Origin of the sequence: Spirosoma profusum (assembly GCF_014699005.1) — a bacterium.
In the GTDB taxonomy this organism is placed as follows: domain Bacteria; phylum Bacteroidota; class Bacteroidia; order Cytophagales; family Spirosomataceae; genus Spirosoma; species Spirosoma profusum.
In genome coordinates, this window is sequence record NZ_JACWZY010000012.1 from 16,551 (window position 1) to 36,679 (window position 20,129).

Annotated in this window: 18 protein-coding genes; 6 read left to right on the forward strand and 12 right to left on the reverse strand. The window is 47.7% G+C overall.

The genetic code is table 11. The features are described 5' to 3' along the window. Positions 1–347 precede the first annotated feature (347 nt). Together IC229_RS15260 and IC229_RS15265 are read left to right on the forward strand one after the other, a co-directional pair. Complete coding sequence (locus IC229_RS15260; RefSeq protein WP_190887864.1) at positions 348–1,103, forward strand: SAM-dependent methyltransferase; 756 nt, start codon at positions 348–350, stop codon at positions 1,101–1,103. A gap of 66 nt (positions 1,104–1,169) precedes the next feature. Then, the gene (locus IC229_RS15265) at positions 1,170–2,681 is read left to right on the forward strand and encodes a Gfo/Idh/MocA family protein (RefSeq protein ID WP_190887865.1); all 1,512 of its coding nucleotides are present in this window, start codon (positions 1,170–1,172) and stop codon (positions 2,679–2,681) included. A 58-nt stretch (positions 2,682–2,739) separates the two neighbouring features. Here IC229_RS15265 and IC229_RS15270 read toward each other — a convergent pair whose 3' ends face one another. Both IC229_RS15270 and IC229_RS15275 read right to left on the reverse strand, forming a co-directional pair. Further along, positions 2,740–3,141 carry a hypothetical protein gene (locus IC229_RS15270; protein ID WP_190887866.1) on the reverse strand — a complete coding sequence of 134 codons (402 nt, stop codon included), beginning with the start codon at positions 3,139–3,141 and terminating at the stop codon, positions 2,740–2,742. Positions 3,142–3,218: 77 nt separating this feature from the next. Then, the gene (locus tag IC229_RS15275) at positions 3,219–4,358 is read right to left on the reverse strand and encodes an FG-GAP repeat domain-containing protein (protein ID WP_190887867.1); all 1,140 of its coding nucleotides are present in this window, start codon (positions 4,356–4,358) and stop codon (positions 3,219–3,221) included. Positions 4,359–4,851: 493 nt separating this feature from the next. Between IC229_RS15275 and IC229_RS15280 the strand changes: the two genes are divergently transcribed. Then, on the forward strand, positions 4,852–8,079 hold the full coding sequence (locus IC229_RS15280) for a SusC/RagA family TonB-linked outer membrane protein (RefSeq protein WP_190887868.1): 3,228 nt from the start codon (positions 4,852–4,854) through the stop codon (positions 8,077–8,079). 35 nt (positions 8,080–8,114) lie between these two features. Further along, positions 8,115–9,677, forward strand: coding sequence for a RagB/SusD family nutrient uptake outer membrane protein (locus IC229_RS15285; RefSeq protein ID WP_190887869.1), 1,563 nt, complete (start codon positions 8,115–8,117; stop codon positions 9,675–9,677). Positions 9,678–9,784: 107 nt separating this feature from the next. Here the strand turns inward: IC229_RS15285 and IC229_RS15290 are convergent, their stop codons facing one another. Then, positions 9,785–10,633: an AraC family transcriptional regulator gene (locus IC229_RS15290; protein ID WP_190887870.1), complete on the reverse strand. Its 849-nt coding sequence runs from the start codon at positions 10,631–10,633 to the stop codon at positions 9,785–9,787. Between the two features lie 132 nt (positions 10,634–10,765). Here IC229_RS15290 and msrA point away from each other — a divergent pair, with 132 nt between their 5' ends. Both msrA and IC229_RS15300 read left to right on the forward strand, forming a co-directional pair. Next, positions 10,766–11,428: a peptide-methionine (S)-S-oxide reductase MsrA gene (gene msrA / locus IC229_RS15295; protein WP_190887871.1), complete on the forward strand. Its 663-nt coding sequence runs from the start codon at positions 10,766–10,768 to the stop codon at positions 11,426–11,428. 85 nt (positions 11,429–11,513) lie between these two features. After that, positions 11,514–12,737: an MFS transporter gene (locus IC229_RS15300; RefSeq protein ID WP_190887872.1), complete on the forward strand. Its 1,224-nt coding sequence runs from the start codon at positions 11,514–11,516 to the stop codon at positions 12,735–12,737. Between the two features lie 191 nt (positions 12,738–12,928). Here IC229_RS15300 and IC229_RS15305 read toward each other — a convergent pair whose 3' ends face one another. The 9 genes from IC229_RS15305 to IC229_RS15345 form a co-directional block, all read right to left on the reverse strand. Beyond that, positions 12,929–13,900: a quinone oxidoreductase family protein gene (locus tag IC229_RS15305; RefSeq protein WP_190887873.1), complete on the reverse strand. Its 972-nt coding sequence runs from the start codon at positions 13,898–13,900 to the stop codon at positions 12,929–12,931. Positions 13,901–13,982: 82 nt separating this feature from the next. Beyond that, a complete protein-coding gene (locus IC229_RS15310) occupies positions 13,983–14,543 on the reverse strand; it encodes a Crp/Fnr family transcriptional regulator (RefSeq protein WP_190887874.1) in 561 nt (186 codons plus the stop codon). An 11-nt stretch (positions 14,544–14,554) separates the two neighbouring features. Beyond that, positions 14,555–15,337 (reverse strand): ThuA domain-containing protein, encoded by a 783-nt coding sequence (locus IC229_RS15315; RefSeq protein WP_190887875.1) that lies wholly within the window; start codon positions 15,335–15,337, stop codon positions 14,555–14,557. 22 nt (positions 15,338–15,359) lie between these two features. After that, on the reverse strand, positions 15,360–15,914 hold the full coding sequence (locus IC229_RS15320) for a YdeI/OmpD-associated family protein (protein ID WP_190887876.1): 555 nt from the start codon (positions 15,912–15,914) through the stop codon (positions 15,360–15,362). Then, entirely contained in the window at positions 15,911–16,465 is a 555-nt protein-coding gene (locus IC229_RS15325) for a pyridoxamine 5'-phosphate oxidase family protein (protein WP_190887877.1), read from the reverse strand. Before IC229_RS15325 ends, IC229_RS15320 begins: the two co-directional genes overlap by 4 nt. 27 nt (positions 16,466–16,492) lie before the next feature. Then, complete coding sequence (locus tag IC229_RS15330; protein WP_190887878.1) at positions 16,493–17,485, reverse strand: phosphotransferase; 993 nt, start codon at positions 17,483–17,485, stop codon at positions 16,493–16,495. A 41-nt stretch (positions 17,486–17,526) separates the two neighbouring features. Then, on the reverse strand, positions 17,527–18,399 hold the full coding sequence (locus IC229_RS15335; protein WP_190887879.1) for an AraC family transcriptional regulator: 873 nt from the start codon (positions 18,397–18,399) through the stop codon (positions 17,527–17,529). Between the two features lie 265 nt (positions 18,400–18,664). Then, entirely contained in the window at positions 18,665–18,868 is a 204-nt protein-coding gene (locus IC229_RS15340) for a hypothetical protein (RefSeq protein WP_190887880.1), read from the reverse strand. Between the two features lie 102 nt (positions 18,869–18,970). Beyond that, positions 18,971–20,023 carry a sugar phosphate isomerase/epimerase family protein gene (locus IC229_RS15345; RefSeq protein ID WP_190887881.1) on the reverse strand — a complete coding sequence of 351 codons (1,053 nt, stop codon included), beginning with the start codon at positions 20,021–20,023 and terminating at the stop codon, positions 18,971–18,973. Positions 20,024–20,129 lie beyond the last annotated feature (106 nt).

Sequence of the window (20,129 nt, forward strand, 5' to 3'; positions counted from 1 at the left end):
CATTCTATCAACCACCGGATTTTCGTCAGATAACCGTTCAATAAAAGGAACTTGGTCTCTATACGTTCACCACGTATTTTTGCCGATCAAAACAGAAATGCCTGTGATCTCCCTGGTTTAGGCCCTAAGTGGCCGGGCTGCCTTTCCTGGTAGTCTTTTTTACTCCTCTATTACGAACTGCCCACGCAGACGACTATTCTGTTGCGTGCGCTTTTCATGCCGTATCTGGTTGATACGGACAAAATCTCTATTCAATTATCCATCAACACACTCGGACCGTAGATAAAGCGGTTGCCGATTGATGTGTTGCATTTACCAAACAAGATTTCCAAAAATTCTTTCAGACAATGATCACAACAATTAAAGACCAGTGGTACGAGACTTTTTTTTCTGGCCTCAACTGTGAACTGTGGGAACGAGCCGTCACACCCGAATGGACGAAACAAGAAGCTGATTTTGTAATTTCTGTGCTAAATGTCGAACCCGGCGCTACGCTTTTAGATATTCCCTGCGGATTTGGTCGGCACACCGTCGAACTGGCAAAACGGGGCTTTAGCCTGACGGGTATCGATATATCTGCCGAATTCCTCCAAACCTTGCGAGAACGAATAAACACTGAACAACTGCCAATCCAGGTCATTCATGGAAATATCTTAACGACCACGATTAACGATTCTTTCGATGGCGCCTACTGTTTAGGCAACAGTTTCGGGTACGTCGATTACGACGGAATGGACATGTTTGTGGAGAAAGTGGCAAACGCGCTGAAAACAGGAGCTCGCTTTGTTATCAACTCAGGCGTAGTAGCCGAAAGTATCCTGGTCAATTTCCCGAAGACAAACCGCTACGTGCTTGGCGATTTGACGATGGATATTCATAATGAATATGTTGTTGGCGAGAGCTACATGGCCACAGAACTCACGTATACTAAACCAGACCGGTCGGAGGTGCATCATTTTAAGCATTATGTGTACACGCTTTCCGAGATAAAACGGTTGCTGGCAAGGCACGGATTACAGACCATCGCCGTTTATAAGTCAATAGAAAAGCTGCCTTATCAGTTGGGTGACCAGCAGATGTATCTGGTCTCCGAAAAATCATGATGCCAGATTAGGTAAATTGCAGCCAGTTTCTCCTTATTTACTAATACAATTCCTATACGTTTTCTCATGAACCAATCAGATAAGTCGAAGTCGGGCGTGGATTCACCCAGCCAGACTGCTTCAGGCACAAGCCGCCGTGCGTTTATTCAGGCTGGCGCGTTGGCCACGGCGGGTTTCTTCATCGTGCCTCGCCACGTACTGGGCGGCAAAGGTTTTATTGCGCCAAGTGATAAACTCAATATTGCCGGCGTAGGCTTTGGCGGTAAAGGATTTAGCGACACGAATAACTCGTATAACAACGGTGCCAACAACATTGTAGCTCTTTGCGATGTAGACTGGGGTCTTCCGCGCGTGAAGGAAAACTTCACCAAGCACCCGAATGCGAAACGTTATAAGGACTTCCGTGAAATGCTCGATAAGGAAGGCAAAACCATCGACGCTGTAACGGTGTCAACTGCCGACCATACGCACGCGGTTGTAGCGATGGCTGCCATGTCGCGGGGCAAACATGTGTATGTGCAGAAACCGTTGACGCATAATATTTACGAAGCCCGGATGTTAACCGAAGCGGCTCGTAAATATAAAGTGGTTACGCAAATGGGTAATCAGGGAGCCTCGAACCCGCAACAAAAAACTATGGTGGAGTGGTTTGATAAAGGAATGCTCGGAACAGTTCATACCGTTCATCTCTGGACGAACCGCCCTGTATGGCCACAAGGTATTCCTGTACCAGCGGCCGCCGACCAAACTCCGGTTGATCTGGATTGGGATCTGTGGCTTGGGCCCGCGCAGAAAGTTGGTTATACGCCGGCTTATCACCCCTTCAAATGGCGGGGCTGGTGGAATTTTGGTGCTGGTGCGTTAGGCGATATTGGTTGCCACATCATGGATGTTCCTTTCCGTGTATTGGGGCTAGGTTATCCAAGCGAGGTTGAAACCAGCGTTGGGCAGGTGTTCTTGAAAGACTGGGTGGCGGAATACATTCCGGAAGGTTGCCCACCGTCGTCAGTTGTTGAACTGAAGTTTCCAGCATCGGCTAAAAACAAATCGGCTGTTCACATGACCTGGCAGGATGGCGGTCTTCGTCCGTTCCGGCCTGAGTGGCTGCCCGAAGGTGAGGCTTTCCCAGAAAATGGTTCCAGTGGTATGTTTATGATCGGCGATAAAGCCTTACTGGCCTGCGGACTGTATGGCGATGATCCGAAATTATATACCAAAAGCGGTGAGAAGATTGTAGCTCCACCAAAACCCAAACCTGCCGATGGGAAACCATTACCTGAAAATGGTCACCAAGTTTTATGGACAGAAGCTTGTAAAGCTGGTTTCAACAGTAAGGAGCATAAAGAACTTACCTCATCTTTCGACTTCTCCGGCCCGCTGACCGAGTCAGTATTGATGGGTAACCTGGCGATACGTAGCTACATGCTTCGTGCCCCAGGCAGTGAAGGACGTAACGCGAACTTTATCGGACGTAAAAAACTGCTGTGGGACGGTAAGAATATGAAAATTACCAACTTCGACGAGGCTAACCAATTCGTGAAGCGAGTATACCGCGATGGCTGGTCGTTAACGGCTTAATACATCTGCGACATTGAATCAAACCCCGCTACGTTGAACGTAGCGGGGTTTGATTTTTTTATGCTCTTGTGAATAATCCCTGCACCATGGTACGTAGCCGACTCTGTGCTACGTAGGCCCAAATCAGGAGCATATACATCGAAAAGTCCTGATAAGAAACGGGTAGAGCGAGATTATTGACGTAGTAACGGGTAGACGTAAACTGGAGCGAAGGTGTAAAACCAATCAGGTTTTCGTAACCCAGCATAAGCGTTAGTCCCAGTGCATAAAAGAGATACGTGGGTTTTCGGACTGCCCAGAGAATACTGGTTAACGCAGTTGCACTAAAACCTACGTAGTGTTTCCAGGTGAGTGTCAGTTCAGTCGTGAATGCTACGTAAATAGCGTAGCTCTGTACCACAATCAGGATAAGTACAATAAGGCCGTAGCCATAAAATTCTTTTAATTGAGCACGTTGCATAAATCGGTTCGTTACGGAAGGATGAAAAAAGAAGGATAAAAATAAAGCAAAAATCCGTAAACACCCTCAGCAACGTACTATTTTTTGGATGAACCTTCATTAAAAAATACAAATAGACCATCTTTTCCGGCTACAATTATGTCCTTCCGGCCAGTTTTGTGCAAATCGGCTACAGCGAAATAGATACCTGTTCCTTTACCTACGCCAGCCTGGCCATACGAAATGTCGTGCTTCTCGAACTTCTTTTGTGCTACGTTCCAGGTAAAATAATAAAGCCCAACCGGGTCGTAACAGCCGGGGTCGCCATCGTTATGGGCACGGAACCGCTTACCGGTAATGAGGTCAGGCCGGCCATCGCCCGTAATATCTATCCATTCGAGGCAGTGGTATTGGGAGTTTTTATCGTCTATCAGGTGTTTGGTCCAGCTACGTTTCGCTTTGCCATCGCCCGTTTGTTCATACCAGTGCAGGCCGTACCCGTGTCCCTGCCCAACAATTAAATCAGCCCGTTTATCGCCGTTCACATCGGCCACGATGATGGGCACACTGGCCGTACCCAGTGCAAATTCTTTATGCAGCGTCCAGTTGCCTGACTCCCGGTCAACGGGAGCTTCGAGCCAACCATCGCTCACAATAATATCGCCCCGGCCATCGGCATTCACATCACCAAACCCCAGGCCATGCCCTTGTGTGGGTGCTACGTTAATCGTTTTGAACGTACCAGGCTCAGTTAACTTCAGGTATTTCAGTGGATGATTCGGGTTATTTGGTACGATTTCAAGTTTACCATCTCCGTCGATATCCCAGGCACGCGTCGTTTCTACGTTACCGACTTTGCCAATTTCGTGCAAGGGCCAGGTCTTTTTACCATCGCCTGGATTCTCGACCCAACGTATTGTTTGATCAAACCAGCCGCCGGTTACAAAATCCTGACGACCATCAGCGTTCACATCCATTGGAATGGTCGAAAAATCGTCGTAGTACTGGTCTTTGCGGGGCTCATTCCCAATCAGGTGCCGACGTCGAAAATGGGGGCCTTCGTACCAGAAGTCGCCGGAAACCAAGTCGAGCGTATCGTTTTTGTCTACATCAAAAACGCCTACGGATTCATAACTCTCAGCCGCCACAAAATACCGGCGAAAGGTGGGTGTCGGTTCAGGTGCGGTCAGGCCAACGAGCATGACTATACTCGTAAGGCAAACTATGATTCGAATCATGGAAGGAAATATTTCTGGAAACTTTTATATAGAAATAGCAGATTATAACTTAATCTACTCAACATGACGTTAGAGGTTTTCGGATGAGTATGCCTATCCTAAAACCTCATTTTAAACTGTCAGACAGTCTCTCTACTGCAATCTTTTGCAACTGTTTTTATGTAAGTCTGCAAAAATTGCAAGCTTAACTATTAGTAAATATCTAAGTAGTCATTCATTAAATAGTACTAAAACCAGATTTAATACACGATCATTAATTTGTTCGGCTATTTATTAATAACCTAAAGAATTAATTCCATAAACTACTTTAAGTATTCAATAATAAGCTTAGGTATTTCTACTTTTTTAATCTTTTTAATTTGGTACTAATTCTTTTTTAATTTTTTCTACTTTTGCATGAGTAGTTAATAGTATTTATTGTTTTTATCCAAAGTTATACTCGTTATTATTAACGTTTCTTTAACCTAAGCAGCCGTTCACGCGGCTAAAACCTATGTTCAAACACTTACCTCCCCCTACTGGGCCCGTTAAACGGCTTAGTAAAATCACCTCGTTTTTCTTATTAGGGCTCCTTTGTTGCACGTTTACGTCTGTATTAGCTGCTGCGCCAACTGCAACAAATAGCCTTGCTCCGACTCGAGCTGCCGACCGCCCCTTAACCGGTCGTATAACAGATGAGAAGAATGAAGGACTGCCTGGCGTTAGTGTACTTATCAAAGGAACACAGCGGGGTACAATTACGGATGCAGATGGCCGTTACCGACTGGAAATTCCCGATGGGAACGTAACACTGGTATTTTCATTTGTGGGTTATCTGTCACAGGAAGTAGCTGTTGGAAGCCAGAACTCCATTAGCCTAAGCCTGAAAGCCGATGCCAAAATGATGGACGAAGTTGTGGTTATCGGTTATGGTACTGCCAGAAAATCAGATTTGACGGGCGCTGTTGGTACGGTAAAAACCGAACAACTGATGGAGCGACCTGCGCCTTCGCTGAACCAGGCACTTTCTGGCCGTATGCCGGGTGTTCAGGTTAATACGAACTCAGGTCGCCCAGGTGGACGTACTACGGTTCGGATTCGGGGTTTTAGCTCGATCAACTCGTCTAACAACCCACTCTACGTAGTGGACGGTGTAATGCTGCCACAAGGGAACCAGAACCAATTCAGCTCGGCTATCGACTACATCAACCCGAACGATATCGTTTCGATTGAGGTACTGAAAGACGCTTCCTCGACGGCTATTTATGGTGCCCGGGGTGCCAATGGCGTTATTCTGGTAACCACCAAGAAAGGGAAGGCTGGCGAAGGTACTGTTACGTATAATGCTGATTTCAGCGTAAACACAATTGGTCCAAACCGTCCTCAAGTGCTCAATGCTCGTGAATATTTGGCGACTGAAGACCTGGCCTATGCAAACATCGCGAAGTATGACCCCGCAGGCTGGGCATCTGGCAAATACACCTATCTTGATCCAGTAGCTCGTCGGAAAGCCTACAGCGCTAAATACCCAGGTGTTTTTGATGCCAACCTGAATCCTCTTTATGATACCGACTGGTTCCAGGAAGCCGTTCAGAATAAGTTGTCGCAAAACCACCAGTTGGGTTTCAGCGGTGGTAACGAAAAAACGCAGTATTCGCTCTCGCTGGGTTATCGGAACGATGAAGGTCTTATCAAAACCTCATACCTGAAACGCTACTCTGGCCGGTTCACCATCGATGATCAAGTGAAGAAATGGCTGAAAATAGGCGGTACGTTAAGCTACAACAACCAGACTGAGAACCTTGTTGATATCAATGATGCCGTTGCCCGGCAGATTGTTGAAGACTTCCCATTCTTACCTGTGAAGTATGCTGATGGTACGTATGCTAACAACCGTGACTATCCAAACGCAGAAGGAACGTTTAGCTCGGCAATTCGCCTGGCAGATCGCCGATTCATTCTGAATACGCAAACCACGCTGGGTAGCTTGTATACCAACATCAATCTGGCGAAAGGACTGGAAATGCGTACTGTGTTGGGCGTAAATATTCAGACACAGGAAAACAATGAGTATCGGACGCGGGTACTGGACCCAGGCGCCTTAGGATATTCAGCCGCCCGGAACCGTAAAGAAAGCTTCTGGTCGCTGGAAAATTACCTGACGTATAACAAACAGATTGGTACTGCGCACAACTTTACGGGGCTGTTGGGTATTTCCTGGCAGGAAACCAACATTTTCAACGTTAGTGCAAACGTTAATAATTTTGCCACTGACTATTTTGGTTTCAATAACCTGGGCGCTGGTTCGGTTAACCCACAGGTTGGTTCTGGCGCATCGCGGTTTGCCTTTAACTCGTACTTTGGTCGGATCAACTATAGCCTCTTCGACAAATATCTGTTGACCGTAACAGGTCGGGCCGATGGTTCGTCGAAATTCGGAGCGAACCATAAGTTTGCGTTCTTCCCATCGGCGGCTCTGGCCTGGCGTGTGTCGGAAGAAACCTTCCTGAAAGGCAACCCAGTTGTGAATAACCTGAAATTACGTACCAGCTACGGTCTGACGGGTAACTCTGAAATTCCGCCATATACGTCGCTGGCGTTGCTCAGCTCAAACTATTCGACGATCCTCAACGATACACGGGTTGGTGGAACCGGTATCGACCGTCTGGCTAACCCCGATCTGCGCTGGGAAAAAACAGCTCAAACAGACGTTGGCTTAGAAGTTGGATTATTCAAAGGTCGTGTTAACCTGGAAGCAGATTACTACTACCGTCTGACGACCGACATGCTGCTTGATGCTCCTGTTCCACGTACCAGCGGTTACGGAACCATTCGTCGGAACGTAGGTTCGATGCAGAACTACGGTTTTGAATTTGGTTTGAACACGATCAACATCAACCGGGGCGATTTCAGCTGGAACACTACGTTCAATATTTCCTTCAACCAGAACAAAGTACTCTCGCTGGCAACGCCATCCGATATCTTTAACGTAGGTGGTCCTAACTTTACCAACCCAACCAACGTGATCCGTGTAGGTGAGCCAGTAGGAGCTTTCTACGGTTTGACCCGTCTGGGTGTATGGAGTGAAGCAGAACGTGAAGAAGCGGCTAAGTTCACCAGCTATCGGAACAACCTGACCATGTTGCCCGGTGACATCAAGTATCTGGATGTGAACGGCGACAAAACCATTACCGATGCCGACCGCAGCATTATTGGTAACGGTAGCCCGAAAGGCTGGGGCTCTTTTACAAACCAGTTCAAATTCAAAGGATTCGACGCTACGGTGGAATTACAGTTCATGTTTGGCAACGACGTAATGCTCATGAACCTGCACCCCAGCGAAGACCGTCAGGCTATTGCTAACAGCTACAAATCGGTGCTGAATGCGTGGACGCCCCAAAACCAGAACACGATGATTGCCGAGATTCGGGAAACACGTGCCGGTTACGTAACGAACGTAGATAGCTGGTGGATTAAAGATGGTTCGTTCTTACGTGGTCGGAACGTACTGCTGGGTTATACGCTCCCGTCAGCTCTGACGAACCGGATGAAAATGAGCCGTTTGCGGGTATACGCTACGGTGCAGAATTTCTTCCTGATGGTTAAAGACCCAATCGTGGGTGACCCAGAAGTTACGCCTACTAACCAAGGTGATGGCAACAGTGCTTTCTCCCAAGGGATGATCTGGCACAACTATCCGAAACCAACCACTTATTTATTAGGCCTACAGGTTGGCTTCTAACCCACAAATTACTTTTAACTAGAACGACATTTATCATGCGAATTACCGTAATAAAAACCATTACAAAGGCTCTGTTGTGTGGCACTGTTCTAATGGGTCCCGTTGGCTGCTCCAGCTTTCTGGAGGAAAAAGCTCCTTCGAACCTGACGAACGACAGCTTCTACACCATTCCTGACCACGCTGAAGCCGGCCTTGCTTCTGTATATGCTTCGCTACGTTTCTTTGGTGATGGAGCTGGTATCTTCTCGTCAAACTGGCAGTTGCTGGAAGCCATGACGGGAACATCGACTACCGAAACAGCTCAGAATTCCGATCTGAACAACCTGTATAGTATGTCGCACGATGGCAACACTGCACACGTTGTCAACTACTGGAATGGCTTGTATCGTGTAATTGCCCAGGCAAACCAGGTACTTGAGAAAGTGCCTGCCATTACGCCTATGGACGCTGCTCAGAAAACGAGAATTCTGGGCGAAACCCGGTTTCTGCGTGCGTCAGCGTATTTCACGGCCGTTCAGTTGTGGGGCGATATTCCACTGATTACCAAGCCTCAAACAGCGGCTTCTGCGGATTTTATGCCAACTCGTGCAAAAACGGAAGACATCTATAAGCTGATTGTTGATGACCTGCTGGCTGCTGAATCCGCTGGTCTAGCCTGGATGGACGTAAGTGGTCGTGTAAATCTGGCCGCTGTAAAAACACAGTTAGCCAAGGTTTATCTAACGATGGCTGGCTTTCCGCTGAGCAAAGGCGCTTCGCATTTTAAACTGGCAGCCGACAAGGCGTTAGAAGTCATTACATACGCTAACGCGAACCCATCGACCATCAACCTGTTCCCGACTTATGAAGATATTCATAAAGAAAGCACAGAAAACAGGCTGGAGCATATCTACATGCTTCAGTACAATACGACTGTCGCTGGCAATCCGATGGACAATTTCTACGGAAACTTTAAGCCTATCAACTACAACGGGCCAACAGGAACCGGTAGCTCTGTACCTACCCCTTCGTTCTACAAATCGTTCGAAGCTGGTGACCTACGGACAAAAGATCAGGATGGCTATTTCTACACGACGTACTTCACCAACGGTACGGGTGCTCGCTTCGAACTGGGAGCTCCTTATGTGTTCAAGCACTTCAACCGTACGGCAAATGGTACGTCGGGTGTAGCCGGTACTCGTCAGAACAACCTGAACGTTCCGCAGATTCGTTTTGCTGAAACGCTGCTGATTTACGCCGAAGCACAAAACGAAGTAGCAGGACCTTCACAGCCTGTTTACGACGCCTTCAAGCGTATTCGCGACAGGGCTAAATTGACAACGCCTGCGATTGGTACGTACAACCAGACCAGCCTTCGTGAAGCCATCTGGCGTGAGCGCTGGTATGAGTTCTGCTACGAACAACTTACGTGGTTCGACATGGTTCGTCTGCGGAAAGTGTTTAACGAAACCACCAAAGGCTTCGATAATTTTGTGGGTCACGTAAACCTCAGCACGAACAAAGCACTGGAGCAGAAACACTTACTGCTACCATTGCCAAGACAGGAGATGTTGAATAACCCAAATCTGACTCCTCAGAATCCAGGTTATCCAAACTAATACCTAACGCATCTTAATAACGACGCCCCAACGATTGATAATCGTTGGGGCGTTTTTTATGGCAGATAACGTAACAAGATTACTACGTTAGAACCAATGACAACGTATCATCCTACAAATGCTTTCCGATAAGCGCTAGGTGTTTGGCCCGTTACGTTCAGGAATGTCTTATTGAAATGCGATAAATTATTGAACCCCACTGCGAAACCAATATCAGCCACTGTTCGGGCAGAATGCAGTAACCGACGCGCCTGATTGACCCGATATTCGTTCACAAAATCAGTAAATGTAAGGTGTGTCATACGTTTGAAATACCGGCAAAAGGCCGGCACAGTCAGGCTGGCTATATCTGCTACGTCCTGAATATCAATTGGTTCAACGTAGTGCTGTTCGACGTACTGACAAATGTGGTTGATACGTTCCTGTTCTTTTGGATTTAGGTCAAACCGGGCGCCGTTCGTGTGGAGGGCTTCGGCATCGGGCGCATTAGCCAGCAGTTGTAAAATCTGGAGCAGGGACAGAAATCGCTCAAAAGAACCCGCTTTGGGAAGTTTTGACAACAACGCTCCTGCACGTCGTTTGGTATCTTCACCAAAAGCCAGTCCTACGTGTCCGCGTTCAAATAACCGCCGAACGGCAGATAGTTCTGGTTTTTGCAGAAACTTATCGCCCATAAAGTCGTCCCGCAGTTGCACCACAATTTCTTCGAACTGCCCTATACGTCCATAACTAAAGTTCAGGTGTGGCATATTCGGCCCGATAAACACCAATTCGCCGGATTCGTAGCGTGCTACGTTCGTACCAACACGTCGCTGTCCGTTGCCAAACGGCAGGTACACAATTTCGTATTCTGGGTGATAATGCCAGTATACCCGACAGGTTTCCGGCTCGGTGTTATGAATGACCCGAAACGAACTCCCCGCTTCGGGCTCTATTTTTTCAAATTGAAGTTTCATAAGTAATGGGCAGAGGGATGGGTACAATGGCAGAGGGATAGTGCTGGTTTTACCCTTTGCCATTATCCTCATGCCCTCTGCCATTGAAACCGCATTCGGCTTTTTATCGTTTATATACTAAAACAACACAGCATGAAACGCATTCATTTATACGCGCTTAGCCTGCTTCTTCTCGCGGGCTGCGCACAGGGTCAATCGAAAGATTACGCTCCTGCAAAATTACCAACCCTGAAATCTGGCGAGGCCGTTGCTACGTTTGCCGGCGGATGTTTCTGGGCATTGGAAGAAGGCATGAACCAGCTTAAAGGAGTCCGGGAAGTAGTTTCGGGCTATGCCGGCGGTGATGTCAAAAATCCAACCTATGAACAGGTCGGTACCGACAAAACTGGCCATGCCGAATCGGTTCAGGTGTATTATGACCCCAAAGTCATCAGCTACGCCCAACTGCTCGACGCCTTCTTTGCCGGTCATGACCCCACAACACTAAACCGCCAGGGACCAGACGTTGGCCGCGACTATCGGTCGGTTGCTTTTTACCGGACACCCGAAGAAAAAGCTGAGATTCAGGCTGCTATCAAACGTACCAACGAATCGAAGCACTATCCAAACCCGGTTGTTACGGAGGTAACCCAGCTTACAGCATTCTATCCCGCCGAGAATTATCACCAGAATTACTTTGCCCTCCACCCCGACCAACCATACATACAGCGTGTTTCGCTCCCAAAGGTCGAAAAACTACGTAAAGCGATGGCCGGTCACCTCAAAAATAATACAGCGTTAACAATGGACCAATAAGTAGTCGACTTAAAACATCAATACAGCATTAGTATTTGCTAATAGATTGCCAAAAGAGCCGCTTCCGGGCGGCTATTTTTGTGCCATGAATACAACCATTTCACTCAACAAGACCAATCGAAACGTGTTTCTGCAAAACCTGCTGACGTTTTTTCTGAATCGGCAAGCGCTGGCCGTTGGATTGGTATTCGCGTCGGACAGCCTCCTGTTTGGGAGCTGGGTCGCGCACATTCCGCATGTAAAAGCGAACCTGCACCTCTCCGATGCAGAATTGGGTCTTACGCTCTTCGCCATGCCCGTTGGCTTACTGATCATGAATCCGCTAACCGGCTGGATCGTCGCTAAACTTGGTGAAGCAAAAGCCTGTTTCTGGTCGGCAGTTGGCGTAGCACTAGCCGTTTGCGTTCCGATTAATGCACCCAATACGTTGGTAATGGCCTTGGGGCTTTTTCTGCTGGGACTGAGTAGTGCGCTGCTGAACGTAGCAATGAATACGTCCGCTACTAACGTAGAACGTTCACAGAACATTTCCATCATGTCGTCGTGTCATGGCATGTGGAGTTTGGGTGGCTTAATCGGTTCGGGAATCGCTGGTCTGGTGATTGCACTGCATGTATCGCCGTCTATTCACATGGCCATCATGTCGGGATTGGTACTGCTTGCTACGTTCCTGCTTCAGCCCATTCTGCAAACCGTCCCATCAAGCAGCCGCCCGGTAGATGGCCAAACTGACCCGGCTCAACCATCGGGCTCGTCATTCGTAGTACCGAATCTGGATTTGTTGCTGATGATTCTGATTGGATTAGCCGTAGCAATGGGCGAAGGCGTTGCCCTCGACTGGAGTGCGGTGTACCTGCGCGAAACACTGGGAGCTACCAGCCAGATTGCTGCGCTTGGTTTCGGCGCTTTCTCGCTGACAATGACTTCGTTTCGTTTCCTCGGCGACGGTATCATTCCTAAAATTGGCGCAAAAAACTGGCTGCAACTCGGGGCTGTGGTGGCAGCAATTGGCTTACTGATTGCTATAGCCTTTCCCTATCCGGCTACTGCCTTAATCGGATTTGCTTTATTGGGAGCCGGCTGTTCGTTAGGAGCGCCAATTCTCTACAGTGCTTCGATGCGCGTACCGGGTATACCACCGGCGGCTGGTCTCGCTACGTTTGCTACGTTCAGCTTCATCGGTTTTCTGGCAGGACCGCCAGTGATTGGTTTCGTAGCCGAAGCGTTTGGGCTTTATTACGGATTAGGGTTCGTGGCGGTTATTCTGATCATTTCAGCCGTGCTATCCCGCGTAGTAAAGTTGTTCTAAGAAACTCTTCGTTAGTTACAGAGGAACGTAACAGGCTACGTTCCTCTAGTATACTCCGTTAATTGCATCATCGCGTAGGGACCTAACAACGTAGCTGATTTGTTTGGTCGCTACGCGACGTTTCTTTTTACCGCTGATATCTCTACAAACATCAGGTCGCTACGTGACGATTCGACTAATTCAAACGCTTTCTAGGGCACAAGCACGTATCGTTTTCCAGCAGTTCCGCTACGTTCCCAGGCGCTACTCACTTCACTAAGCGGCACTGCTTCGGTGTCCAGTTTTAGTTTGCCAGTAGCCACCAGGTCAAAAAGCTGCGGTAAAATTTCGGTTGGGATTTTTTGCATGACTTCTTTCGGAATACTTCCTCCTCCCACGCCGTACAGTTCAATGGCTGCACTACGTAGCGTATCCGACGCCAGTTGAATAGTTGGGCCAGCCATTGAACCAACGGTAACGTAGCGGGTTCGATGAGCAACCGCCATCAAATCGTTACCAGTAAGGGCACTAAGCAGGATTTCAGCCGGATGCCCCCAGGTATAATCGATCACTACATTTATTGGGCTTTTTTTGAATTCTTCCTTAAAAGCGGTTCGTAGGTCATCATCGGATTGCAGCAGCGAGATCGTAACATCGGCACCCAGTTCAGGTAACATAGCAAGGTTTTGTGCGTTACGTCCTGTGACGATTATTTTCCCGGCTCCCAACTGTTTAGCCAGTTGAATCGCCGTTTTTCCAGTGATGCCGGTGGCTCCATTTATCAACACCGTTTCTCCGGGTTGCAACCCCGCTCGCGTAACCAGCGAAAACCAGGCCGATAAACCCGGATTGGGCAAAGCAGCCGCCGTTACGTCGTCAATAGTATCGGGTAATGGGACGAAGCTACCTTTCTGAACAATCGCTTTCTCGGCCATGGTTGCACCCGAAAAAAATGTAAAGACCCGGCTTCCATCGGGCAGTACGCCCACCCCATCAGTTCCTACAACAGCAGGAAATTTCTTATGACTGTCGTAATGTGAACCGTTGGCCTGTCCTTTGTCGATGTTTTTGAGCGATGCGGCTTTTACCGTCATCACTAATTCCTGTTCGTTTTGTGGAACAGGATCGGTAATATCTTCATAGCGAGGCACTTCGCCAAATTGATGAATGACTGCGGCTTTCATAGTTATCGTCGTTTTTTTCAGACAAAGGTCTGCCTGACGACGCCTGGGGCACGATAACAATTGTTAACAAATAACGTAGTGATTATTTTTTCTGCCGCATGAGTTTGTTCCGGATTCGACTTAGCGACACAGGCGTAATACCCAGATACGACGCTACGTAGTGCTGCGGTACACGCCGGATAATGTGCGGACTTTCGGCCATGAGTTCCAGGTAACGCTCTTCCGGATTATGTTTGATATGGGACATAAACAATCGGGCGTAGTGGTTCATGCGCTGGAGAATATGGTCCTGCATGAGTTCCTGATAACCAGGAATTTCCCTGATCAATACGTCCAGATTGATTTTACTGATCACCCACAGCGTCGACGGCTCAATACTTTCGATACTGAACAGGCTCGGTTTACCCGAACGAAAACTTTCAATTGACGAAACACCCTGATCTTCAAAGAAAAACTGAAACGTTACGTCCTTGCCATCGTTGTTGAACCAAACCCGAAGACAACCCTTCTTCACAAAATAAGCATTCGTTGCTACGTCTCCTTCACGCAACAAAACAGTTCGGGCAGGCACACTCACTTCCTCTACCAGATGACTGTATTGCTCCCAGTTCAAAGTCGAAACCGAAGACGTATCGTTACGCATAAAATTTCTAATTAGGGCTTCCCGGCTCCCCAGAAAATGGCGTTTCGGAAAATTTTCACGAAGGCTTCGTTTTTAAACAAGTCGGGATGGTGGCCCATGAAAATGTACACGTTACGTGCCTTAAGGTGCTCGTTTGACCAGATTACGGGGTGATCGCCCATTTTTATATTACTGTCGGGCGAATACGTCGATTCATCGACCGAAGCCAGCACCGTTACGTTCGGTCGCGGGCTTTTGTTATACGTGTACCACTCTTCTTTCTCAACAACGAACGTAGTTGGAACGTCTTTCAGGCACGGGTGATTCGTAGCCTCTACGTTGACGGTAGCTTTAGCAAACGTAGCAATGTAGTTTTTGTAACGAATACCACCCAGAAATTCCGAAAACCACGTCCACATCGGAAAACCATCGAATTCACCCAGCAAACTCGCGTGATGAAAGCCAACCCAGCCACCTTTGCCTTCGGTAATGTATTGCTGAAAAGCCGTTTTTGCCGTATCACTCCACCGGTAGGGCGGATAATCTAATTGAATAAACAGTTGATAGTTAGACAGAAACGTAGCGTTTATCGATTCAGCATTTTCGATGTAATCGACGGTAAATCCATTTTCAGTAGCAAGTTTTCCTAACCATACTTTTGCGGCTGCCACAAAAGGCGCATGCATACTTGCCGGCTCAGCCATAGCTACTACCCGAAAATGGGGCTGTTTTGTCTGCCCGAAAATTGGCCGGTTAATAGCCAGAAGCAGCAGGCAGAACGTAACACACCCGAACCAGTATTGTGCTTTTTTCATTCGATTTCGATGCGCTTATCCGTTAATACCGCTTGCCCTCTTCGCTGACGCTTATCAGTCGTTCAAGCCGGCTGAGCCGGGTAGCTTCCTGTTTGGCCGTCATGACCCAATTGCTGGCCTGCTTCCGATACCAGGGTGCTTGTTTCTGGAAAAATGACCAGGCAGTTTCGTTGGCTTTGAATATCTTTTCATACTCGTCAGACAAGCCCGCTTCGACCTGTTCGTAGGCGTAAATTCGCGATTTGCTTTCTTCACGCTTTTCAAAAGCCGCTATTCCAGCAGGCTGCATGAGTCCCTGTTGAGTCAGTTCGGCTACTTTCTGAATATTCACAGCACTCCAGTTGCTTTTTGGCTTTCGAGGGGTGAAGCGGTTGCAATAACTTTCGTCGTCAATGGTTCGTCGTACACCATCGATCCAGCCAAAGCAAAGCGCCTGATCGACCGACTGCGACCAGTTCATACAGGTTTTTCCTGAACTAACTTTGTAATAACCAACTAGTACTTCCGTCGCTTTATCGTGATTCTCAGCCAGCCACGCACGAAATTCAGTCTGATCTTTGAAAAAAATGACGTTCATTGCAGCAGTCCTAAATTGGTAGGCAAGCCATCGAGACTTACCAGGTTTTTCTCCTGAATATATTCCTGAAGGCCGTCAGCTCCTTTTTTCTCCGCCCAATTAAAATGGACATCCCGTTCGCCAGTATACTTGAACAAAGGAACGCCAAAGCCACAGGAAGTTTGCACTAAGTCAATAGTGGCCACAATGAGCTGACGCGTACTGGGGTAAATGATAAAGTGCGGAGCGTACTCATCCCAAAGCGACGTACCGGGCAGTACAGTCTGCCCTTTGCCGTATAGTCGCAGGATATTAGGCGCGCCCTGAAACGAACAGAACATGAACGTAATACGTCCATTTTCGAGCGTGTGCGCTGAGGTTTCGTTACCGCTGCTAATCAAGTCCATATACGCCACTTTTGCCTTCGATAAAACCCGGAAACAATCAAGTCCTTTAGGCGACAGGTTGACGTGGCCGTCGGCGCTAAGGGGGGCCGTTGCAACAAAAAAGATGTGCTGCTCTTCGATGAATTTCTGATGAGTCGGTTTGATGAATTCGTGGAATTTACCCATTTCGATTAAGAGATGTAATACGTTACGTTAGCTCACCGCCAATGCGTTAAAATCGAACCAGCGTTTGACGCGCAGATTAATAAGGCGTTTCAGATATAATTCATTCAGGAACGTATTAGACCAGTTCTCGAACCGCTCACACTGCACGCCAATGTAGAAGAAATAAATGCTTTCGCCCAGCATCGGAAACAACCGTTTTTCCTCTTCGCTAATTTCTGTAATGGACTCGTATCCTTGCAGAAAGCTTTCTTTTTTATTATGGAATTCTGCTACGTCGGTTTCGGTGCTATGAATCTGCAAAATGTAATACGCGATATCGAAACTCAGAAGACCATTTCCGCAAAAATCGAAATCGAACAACGTAACGGTGCCGTCTTTCGCAATGTTCAGATTGTCGAACCAGATGTCCAGATGCACAACTCCCTGGCGAGTTTTTGCATGGTCTATATTCGCAAACTCGTTCAGCAAAAAACGCTGTGTAGACAGCATAAACTGCATTTCAGGCGTGTCTTCAGACAGAAAAGGTTTGAGCTTTTCAAGCGGATCGACCAACATAACTTCGGGCGTATACGTAACACGGTCGATGGTCTGATTCACTGTAATTTGGTGAAACTGCGCCATAATTTGCCCCAGCTTATAATGCACTTCCGCTGGAAACGTCAGCAGTTTTTCACCTGCTGCAAACGAAAATAATACACCAAAACGGCTGCCCTCTGGTGCGTTCAGTTGCTGAATGTAGTGCCCCCTTGTATCAGTCAGCGGGTAAGACACGGGAATGCCGCCTTCGTTAATTCGATTCAACAGGCTGATCTCTTGAGAAATGTCCGTTTCAGTGCGCCAGTTCAGACTATAAATACGAAAAACGGCTTTAAACTCGACATCGGTAATCAGGTATGAATGATTAACACCTGCTTTCAGCAATTGACACGTAGCATTCTGGCTAAACCCGTATTGCTCACGAAGGAAATCGGCCAGATGGGTAGTAGATAAAATAGAGGATGAAACTGGAAATGTTTTCATTAGGTGGTTGTACTACTTGATACGTTCTTTAAAACGTTACGTTATAACACTTTTCCGAACATGTTCCGGTATTGCATCGGACATTTACCGGTGATCTGACGGAAATATTTATTGAAACCAGACGATTGATTAAAGCCACTCTCCAGACCAATCTGGCTAATACTCAACGTACTATCGATGAGCAATTTACAAGCATGATGTACACGCAATTCGAGCAGAAACTGGGAATACGATTTACGACTGCGCATTTTGAAATACCGACAAAATGAATTAACGCTTAGGCTGGCAACTTCTGCAATCTCCTCCAGTGAAATTTTGCGCTGGAAATTGGCAATCGAATATGCATAAATCCGATTGATTCGGTCGGTATCTCCTTCATCGAAATGGCTGGGATAATCGATTGTCGATAGCACTTCCATCTCCTCGGAATTAGCCAGAATGGACAGCGTTTTCAGAAGCGTAACCAATCGCTCAGGACCGGATTCGTCCAGCATTCGAGTCAATAATGCCTTCAATCGCTGGTTCGTCTGCCCATAAATACGCAACCCCTGCTGTGCCAGGTTAAGTAGTTTAACCATCGGTCGATTTTCGGGTAAATGCAGGAACGTATCGCCCCAGAAATCGGCGCGGAAATGCACGACTGTCGCTTTGGCAAATAAGTCTGGCCGGTGTTCAAAATACGCTTTGTCGCACCGCCAGTAGTGGGGCAAATTAGCCCCAATCAGCAACGTATCGCCCGCCTGAAAATTCCGAATGCTGTCACCGACAAACTGCGTTCCGGTTCCGGCTTCGATGTGCAACAACTCCAGTTCGGGATGATAGTGCCAGCGGTTGTAAAAATGGGGCCCAATGTCGTGGCGGACACTAAAAGAGAAATCGGATGCGATAGAAATTTTGAGGAGCTGTGGTTTCATACCGACGTATTAACACTCGCCATCCGATCTCGTCTGGCCGCTTGCCAAAATAATGGCAAAACTAGCCAATTCAATGTAACTAATTCATCAAAATGTAATATTCTTTTGTAGGTACAGACGCTCCAGGCCTATTATGCACGTAGGTCAACGTAACGTATTGTTATCATAGGTTGGTAGTCAGCAAAGCTTCACCCAGTTGCGTGTTCGCTTTCTTAATTTTTCCCTCCTTACGGAAAGACGGTCCAGACCGAATCGTTCACTTCCTCTAAGCGCTCGGCTTATAACGCGCGGCATCCAGAATCGACCACAGGTGGATAATCCATCCCAGCAAGATAAACCACAGAATGGCTGCCAGCACGAACTGAACAATTGCAATACCTAGCCGGCCCTGCAAAAGTTGCCCCAGCCCTGGAATGAAAAAACTACAAAGGGCGGCTAATACGTTACCACCCGATCCTTGGCCTGCCATATTATTATCGTTACGTCTATCTGCTTGATTACGTAATGATATAAACAATTGTGGTGCCGAGTTGTCTAACCCGACACCACAAAAATCAGTAATTTTAACTGCTTACAATCCTAGTACTTTCTTATTAAAATTCTCATCGGCGCCGGTACCGGCGAAATCGTCGAAAGCGCGTTCGGTGACGCGGATGATGTGCCCTTCAATGAAAGGTGCTCCCTCAGCAGCACCTTGTTCGGGGTGTTTCAAGGCGCATTCCCACTCCAGTACTGCCCAGCTATCATAATCGTACTGAGCTAGTTTGCTGAAAATACCGGAGAAATCAACCTGTCCATCGCCCAGCGAACGGAACCGCCCGGCCCGTTCGACCCAGCCCTGGAAACCACCGTAAACGCCCTGCTTGCCGGTTGGGTTAAACTCGGCATCTTTCACGTGGTAAGCGTAGATACGTTCGTGGTAGAAATCAATGAATTGTAGATAATCAAGCTGTTGCAGCACAAAGTGGCTCGGGTCGTAGTTGATACCGGCCCGTAGGTGATTGCCCACTTTCTCCAGAAACATCTCGAACGTAATACCGTCGTGTAAATCTTCGCCAGGGTGAAGCTCATACCCAACGTTCACACCTGCTTCGTCGAAAGCGTCCAGAATGGGCTTCCATCGATTCGCCAGTTCCGTAAAACCGGTTTCGACCAGCCCAGCCGGACGTTGCGGCCACGGATACATAAACGGCCACAGCAACGCACCAGAGAACGTAACGTGACCCGTCAGGCCAAGATTTCTCGACGCTTTAGCTGACAGCATCAATTGGTCGACGGCCCAGGCTTGCTGTTCTTTCGGTCTACCAGCCAATTCAGCCGGACCAAAACCATCGAACATGGCCGCGTAGGCCGGATGCACCGCAACCAACTGCCCCTGCAAGTGCGACGACAGTTCGGTGATTTCAACACCAATATCTTTCAGTTTCCCTTTGAGTTCATCGCAATAGGTCTGGCTTTCAGCCGCTTGTTTGAGGTCGATGACGCGCGGGTCCCAGGTTGGCAATTGAACGCCCTTGTAACCCAAATCAGCCATGTATTTGGCAATGCTTTCCAGGGAATTAAAGGGGGCCGTATCGCCCAGGAATTGGGCAAGAAATATGCCCGGACCTTTCATTGTTTTCATGTATGGTCAATTTTTGAATGAGTGAATAAGTGAAGGATAGAATAGGTCAAAAGCCTTGTGCTATTCACTGTTCCGCGCTCAGGCCATTCTATCATTCACTCATTGA